6 protein-coding genes are annotated in these 6,417 nt (G+C 72.5%); 2 read left to right on the top strand and 4 right to left on the bottom strand.

What is annotated here, in order from left to right:
• Positions 1–29: 29 nt before the first annotated feature.
• A complete protein-coding gene (locus tag ACFRAV_RS19290; RefSeq protein ID WP_382557114.1) occupies positions 30–893 on the bottom strand; it encodes an SDR family NAD(P)-dependent oxidoreductase in 864 nt (287 codons plus the stop codon).
• 213 nt (positions 894–1,106) lie between these two features.
• Between ACFRAV_RS19290 and ACFRAV_RS19285 the strand changes: the two genes are divergently transcribed.
• The gene (locus ACFRAV_RS19285) at positions 1,107–1,691 is read left to right on the top strand and encodes a TetR/AcrR family transcriptional regulator (protein ID WP_382557112.1); all 585 of its coding nucleotides are present in this window, start codon (positions 1,107–1,109) and stop codon (positions 1,689–1,691) included.
• A gap of 41 nt (positions 1,692–1,732) precedes the next feature.
• On the top strand, positions 1,733–2,941 hold the full coding sequence (locus ACFRAV_RS19280) for a GDSL-type esterase/lipase family protein (RefSeq protein ID WP_382557110.1): 1,209 nt from the start codon (positions 1,733–1,735) through the stop codon (positions 2,939–2,941).
• Positions 2,942–3,038: 97 nt separating this feature from the next.
• Here ACFRAV_RS19280 and ACFRAV_RS19275 read toward each other — a convergent pair whose 3' ends face one another.
• From ACFRAV_RS19275 to ACFRAV_RS19265, 3 genes are all read right to left on the bottom strand, one after another.
• Positions 3,039–4,382, bottom strand: coding sequence for an ABC transporter substrate-binding protein (locus ACFRAV_RS19275; protein WP_382557108.1), 1,344 nt, complete (start codon positions 4,380–4,382; stop codon positions 3,039–3,041).
• A gap of 62 nt (positions 4,383–4,444) precedes the next feature.
• Positions 4,445–5,533 carry a branched-chain amino acid ABC transporter permease gene (locus tag ACFRAV_RS19270; protein WP_382557105.1) on the bottom strand — a complete coding sequence of 363 codons (1,089 nt, stop codon included), beginning with the start codon at positions 5,531–5,533 and terminating at the stop codon, positions 4,445–4,447.
• Between the two features lie 5 nt (positions 5,534–5,538).
• A complete protein-coding gene (locus ACFRAV_RS19265) occupies positions 5,539–6,417 on the bottom strand; it encodes a branched-chain amino acid ABC transporter permease (RefSeq protein WP_382557104.1) in 879 nt (292 codons plus the stop codon).

Genomic DNA, 6,417 nt, shown 5'->3' with positions numbered 1-6,417 from the left:
CGCCCGCGCCGCGTGCGGCTCCGGCGCCTCTACGCCAGGGACTCCTCCTGCGACGGAGGCGGAGTCGCGTCCGTGGCGGGGACGCCGTCGGCGGCCCGGATGACGGCCTCCCAGGCGGACAGGCCGTCGAGCCGCCGCCTCCCGGCCTCCGCGGCCGCGCGGAGGGCGAAGCTCCCCAGCGGGAGCCGTCGGGGCGGGTCCGCGCTGTCCACGAGGGCGAGGACGGCGGGCACGGTCGCTTCGGGAGGCGGCAGTGCCTCCGGGGTCAGGGTCGGATCGAGCAGGTCGTGCAGGGGGCCGTACGCGGAGTGCGGGGCGGAGCGCGGCGCGGCGGAGAACCAGTCGGTCGCGTATCCGCCCGGTTCGAGCACGGTGACCTTGACGCCGAACGGCGCCACCTCGTCGGCCAGCGCCTCCGCCATGCCCTCGACGGCCCATTTCGTGGCGCAGTACAGGCCCATGCCCGGGTACGCCTCGATCCCGCCGCTGCTCGACACCTGGATCAGGTGGCCGCCTCCCTGACCGCGCAGCAGCGGGAGCGCGGCCTGGGTGACGGCCAGGGTGCCGAGGATGTTGACTTCGACGACGGCTCGGGCCTCGTGCTCCGTGACCTCCTCCACGCAGCCGATGAGACCGACACCCGCGTTGTTCACGACGACGTCGAGGCGCCCGAAGTGGGCGTGGGCGTGTCGCACGGCGGCGAAGACCGCGGCCCGGTCGGTGATGTCCAGCGGGAGGGGCAGCACGGCGTCGCCGCTCTCGTCCGCGAACGCCCGCAGGTCCGCCTCGCTCCGGGCGGCCACGGCGACCCGGTCACCACGGGCCACCGCGGCCTGTGCCCAGCAACGTCCGAACCCGCGTGACGCCCCGGTGATGAACCAGACCTTGCCCACGTGTCCTCCGCAGAGTGATCGTCCGGTCGGGCCGTTCGTCAGCGTGGCAGACACGTCGACCGACCGTCCAGACCGCCTGGGTCGGTGACCTGCACGGCTCGTCGCGACTCCCGACCCCTCCCACCTCACGCCTCCCACCTCGCTACCTAAAGCTTTTAGTTTTCTGCATAATGGATGTCGCCAGCCGCAGCCGACGTACAGGAGGAGCCGGGAATGGCACGTGCCGGGGTGACCCCGCAGCGCCTGACCGAGGCCGGGGCCGAGCTCGCCGACGAGGTGGGGTTCGACCAGGTCACCGTCTCGGAGCTCGCCCGTCGTTTCGGCGTGAAGGTCGCCAGCCTTTATTCGCACGTCAGGAGCTCGCACGACCTGAAGACCCGCATCGCCCTGCTCGCCCTGGAGGAGATGGCCGACGGGGCGGCCGACGCGCTCGCCGGCCGTTCCGGGAGGGAGGCCCTGGCCGCCTTCGCGGACGCCTACCGCGCCTACGCCCGCGCCCACCCCGGCCGCTACGCCGCCGCCCGGTACCGGCTGGACGCACAGACCGCGGCGGCGAGCGCCGGCGTGCGCCACGCGCGGATGATGCGGGCCGTCCTGCGCGGCTACGACCTGGCGGAGCCGGACCAGACCCACGCCGTGCGGATGCTCGGCGGGATCTTCCACGGCTACGTCGATCTGGAGCTGAGCGGCGGCTTCGCGCACACCCCCGTCGACCCCGAGGAGTCGTGGAGCTGGATCGTCGACTCCCTCGACACCCTGCTGCGCACCCGCCCCGTGCCCGCGGTCTCCGAGGACTGACCAGCCACCCCCTACCCCGGAACAGGATCAGGTCGCACTCCATGAACAGCCAGAGCAACTCCACCCCTGACGACGCCCCGACCACCGCCTCCGTCGACGCGCCGGTCACCACGCCCGTCACCGCCGGGCTCCTGCGCGGGGCCCTGGACGTCGAGCGCACCGCGCACGGTCTGCTGCCGCACCGGCTGCCGGCCCACGCCCGGCGGCAGATACCCGACGACACCCTGGCGCAGGTCGAGGCCCAGACCTCGGGCGTGCGGCTGGCCTTCCGCACCCGGGCGACCCGGGTCGAGCTGGACGCCCTGCCCACCCGGCGGGCCTACCGGGGCGCCCCGGCTCCGGCGGACGGTTCCTACGACCTGCTGGTCGACGGCGTCCTCGCGGGCCGGACCGTCGTGCCGGGCGGCCGGGTCCGCGCCATGGACATGACCGACGGGTCCGTCGAGGTGCGCGAGGGCTCCCCGGGCACCGCGGTCTTCGACGGCCTGCCCGCGCGGGACAAGGACGTCGAGATCTGGCTTCCGCACAACGAGATGACCGAGCTGATCGCCCTGCGCACCGACGCCCCGGTGGAGCCGGCTCCCGACAGCGGCCGCCGTGTGTGGCTGCACCACGGGAGCTCCATCAGCCACGGGTCCAACGCGGCCCACCCGACGGAGATCTGGCCGGCGCGGGCCGCCGCGGCGGGCGGCGTGGAGCTGGTCAACCTCGGCTTCGGAGGCAGCGCCATGCTCGACCCGTTCACCGCCCGGGCGATGCGGGACACCCCGGCGGACCTGATCAGCGTCAAGATCGGCATCAACATCGTCAACGCGGACGCCATGCGGCTGCGAGCCTTCGTCCCCGCGGTGCACGGCTTCCTGGACACCGTCCGCGAGGGGCACCCCGACACCCCGCTGCTGGTCATGACGCCGATCCTGTGCCCCACGCACGAGGACACCCCCGGCCCGCTGATGCCGGACTTCGCCGACGGGTCGGTGCGTTTCAAAGCCACCGGCGACCCGGCCGAGGTGCCCGCCGGCCGGCTGACGCTGACCGTGATCCGTGAGGTCCTGGCACGGATCGTGAAGGAGCGCGCGGCGGAGGACGAGAACCTGCACCTGCTCGACGGCCTCGCGCTGTTCGGGGAGGAGGACCAGGCCGAACTCCCCCTGCCCGACGGCATCCACCCCTCCCCCGAGGGCCACCGCCGCATCGCCGACAACTTCGCCCGCCTGGCCTTCGGCCCCGACGGCCCGTTCGGACGCTGACTCAGGCGCCGGCGCCGGCGCCGGGGGAGTGGTGACGGCGGTGGTCGCCCTGGTCACCACTCCCCCGTCGGCCCCGACCGGTGCCGGAAGGGGCCGGTCAGGACGCCGGCTGGACGTCCGGGATGCCGTCGGCGGGCGGGGCGTCCTTCGCCGCCGAGTCGTCCTCCTTGATCGGCGCGTCGCCGATGTCGGTGACCAGGACGGGGGTCAGCGACTCGCCCTTGCCGTCCTTGAGGCGGACCACCTCCATGCCGGAGATGCCGAGGTGACTGTCCTTCGAGTACCGGAACGGCGCAAGTCCGGGTCCATCCAGGCTGCCGCCGACCTTCTCCAGCGCCCTGACCACGCCCTCGCGGCTGGGGTCGTCCCCGGCGGCCTGGAGCGCCTGGACGAAGGTGTACGCCTGGGACATGCCGTAGATCTTGTAGTTGGTGAGCTCGCCCTCGCCGCCGTGCTCGTCCCACACCTTCTGCCACAGCTTGAGCCACTCGCTGTCGGCGGCGTCCGTGCCGGGGATGTACTCGGTGGTCATCACGCCGTCCAGCAGCCCCGCGCTGCCCTTGACCTTGCCCTCGGAGAACCGGGCGAGCAGTGAGCCGACCAGGGACGGGTCGGAGCCGACGTTGCTGTAGAACCACTTCGGCCTGAAGTTGATCTTCATGGCGGTGAGCTGGCTCAGCGCCGTGTACGAGGGCACGTTGAAGCCGAGGACCAGGTCGACCTTCGCCGCCTGGAGCTTGGCCAGCTGCGGGGCGACGTCGGTGTTGCCGGGGGTGTACTTGACCGTCTCGACGATCTGCTCGTCGAGGTACTTGCGGACGCCCGCCTCGCCGTCGCGGCCGAAGTCGTCGTCCTGGAGGAACAGGCCGACCTTCGCGTCAGGCATGTTCTCCTTGACCCACTGGCCGATGATCTTGCCCTCGATCATGTAGTCCGGCTGCCAGCCGAAGGTCCACGGCCGCTTCGCGGGGTCGTCGCCCCACATCAGGGAGCCGCTGGAGACCATCAGGTCGGGCACCTTCTCCGCGTTCAGGAAGTCGACCACGGCGGTGTGGGTGGGCGTGCCGAGGCCGGCCACCATGCCGAAGATCTCCTCCTTCAGCACGAGTTCGTCGGTGACGCTGCTGGTGTTGGTCGGGTTGTAGGCGTCGTCCTTGACCACGTACTCGATCTTGCGGCCGTTGACCCCTCCGTGGGCGTTGACGTAGTCGTAGTAGGCCTTGTGGCCGCCGGGGATCTCGCTGTAGCCGGGGGCGGCGACACCGGTCAGCGGGAAGTGCGCGCCGATCTTGATGGTGTCCTCGGTGATCCCGACGTCGGGCGTGGTCCTCCCCTCGCCGTCGTCGGGTCGTCCGCCGGCGCCGCAGGCGGCGAGCAGGGCGGCCGCGGTGAGCAGGCCGACGAGTTCCGTCGCACGACGGTACGTTCGCGTTCGTTGCACGGTGGTGCCTCCTTCGGTGGGATGCGGCCCGGGGTGCCGCCGCGTGGGTGCGCCGGCGGGCCTCACGCGGCGCCCCGGCGCCGGCGCAGGAAGCCGCGGACGGTGCCGGTGATGCCGGCGGGGGCGACGAGGATCACCGCGATCATCGTCAGCCCGTAGACCGCGGGGGCGAGTTCGGCCGCCCGGACGTCGGTGAGGCCGGCGTCCACGCCGAGGTCGGTGACCAGGTGCGGCAGGAAGGTCAGCAGGGCCGAGCCGATCAGCGCCCCGGTCAGGCTGCCCAGTCCGCCCAGGACCACGGCGCTGAGCAGGGTCAGGGAGAGGGTGAGCGAGAAGCCGCTGGGGGCGGTGATCCGCACGGCCATCGCCATCACGCCGCCCGCCAGTCCGGCGCAGGCGGTGCTGACCACGAACGCGAGCACGCGGGCCCGGCCGAGGTGGACGCCGGCGATCTCGGCGGCCACCTCGTCGTCGCGCACGGCCCGCCAGGTGCGGCCGACCCGGCTGCGCATCAGGTTGGCGAGCAGGAGGTAGGTGACGACCAGCGCGGTCCAGCCGATGTAGGCCACGTACTTGGTGGGGTGGAGTTCGCTGCCGGTCACGAAGTAGGCGGCGTCCAGTACCCAGGTGGGGATCTCGGGCATCCGCACGCCCAGCCCCTGCTCGCCGCCGAGGCTCTCGAAGTGCAGGACCACGCCGGGGACCGCGACGGCGAGCGCCAGGGTGGCGCCGGCGATGTAGGGGCCGTGCAGCCGGGCCGCCGCGACGCCGACCGCGGCGCCGACGGCCAGGGTCACCAGGGTGGCCGCCGCCAGGACGACCGGGAGCGGGAGCGCGGGCGTCTCCCCGTCCAGGAACAGCGCCGTGGTGTAGGCGCCGACGGCCATGAACGCGCCGTGGCCGAGCGAGAGTTGTCCGTTGAGGCCGGTGAGGACGGTCAGGCCGCCGGCCGCGATGCCGAGGTAGGCCATCGACGCCAGCTGGGAGTTGGCGAAGGAGCCGGTCGTCTCGATCAACAGGGTGACGACGAGCAGGCCGAGCAGGGCGAGGGCCAGGTGGCGCAGGAGCGCCGAGTGCTCCCAGCGACGCCTGAGCGCTCCTGCCCCCCGGGCGGCGGGGTCCTTCACGGCGGTTTCGGTGGTGGTGGGCATGGTCGTCAGACCCTCCGTTCCGCGTGGTGCGAGAAGAGGCCGCCGGGCCGCAGCAGCAGTACGGCCATCAGGATCAGGAGTGCGGCGAGCGGCACGAGTTCGGAGCCGAGGTAGCCGCTGACGGCGCTGAGCGACAGGCCGAGCAGCATGCCTCCGATCACCGAGCCGACGGGACTGTCGAGGCCGCCCAGTACGGCGGCGACGAAGCCGTAGACCACCACCGAGTCCATGTAGCCGGGGTGGACGAGGCTGCCGCCGGCGATGAGCAGCCCGGAGAGCGAGCCGACGAGCGCGGCGAGCGCCCATCCCAGGGTGAGCATCCGGCCGACCTTGACGCCCAGGATCCTGGCGACCTCCTGGTTGAAGGCGGCGGCCCGCATGCGCAGCCCCACCTCGGTGTACCGGAAGAGCAGCACAAGGAGCGCCATCACCACCATGACGGCGACGACGGTGAAGACGCCGAACCCGGTGAGCGCGACGGAGGTGTCCCCGACGGTGAGACCGCGGACCCCGAACGGCGCGGGGAAGGAGCGGTAGCGGGAGCCGAAGAGGAGTCCGGCGAGGGCGTGGACCAGGATGAACAGGCCGAGGGTGAGGATCACCGCGTTGATCTCGGCCTTGCCCTCGACGGGCCGTACCACCACCCGCTCGACGACCGCGCCGAGCAGCAGGCCGGCGAGCAGGGCCGCGGCGAAGCCGATCCAGTAGGAGTGGCCCGCGTCGATGATCACCAGGGCGACGTAGGTGGTGATCATGGCCATCGGGGCCTGGGCGAAGTTGACGATCCGGGTGGACCGCCAGATCAGGCAGAGCGCCAGCGCGAACGCCGCGTAGACCGCTCCGAGGGTGAGTCCGCCGAGCGCGGTGGTCAGGAGCTGCTGCAC

It is taken from the genome of Streptomyces sp. NPDC056600 (genome assembly GCF_042792855.1).
GTDB lineage: Bacteria > Actinomycetota > Actinomycetes > Streptomycetales > Streptomycetaceae > Streptomyces.
The sequence above is the reverse complement of the archived record's forward strand: the minus strand, read 5'-3'. Positions and strand labels throughout refer to the sequence as shown.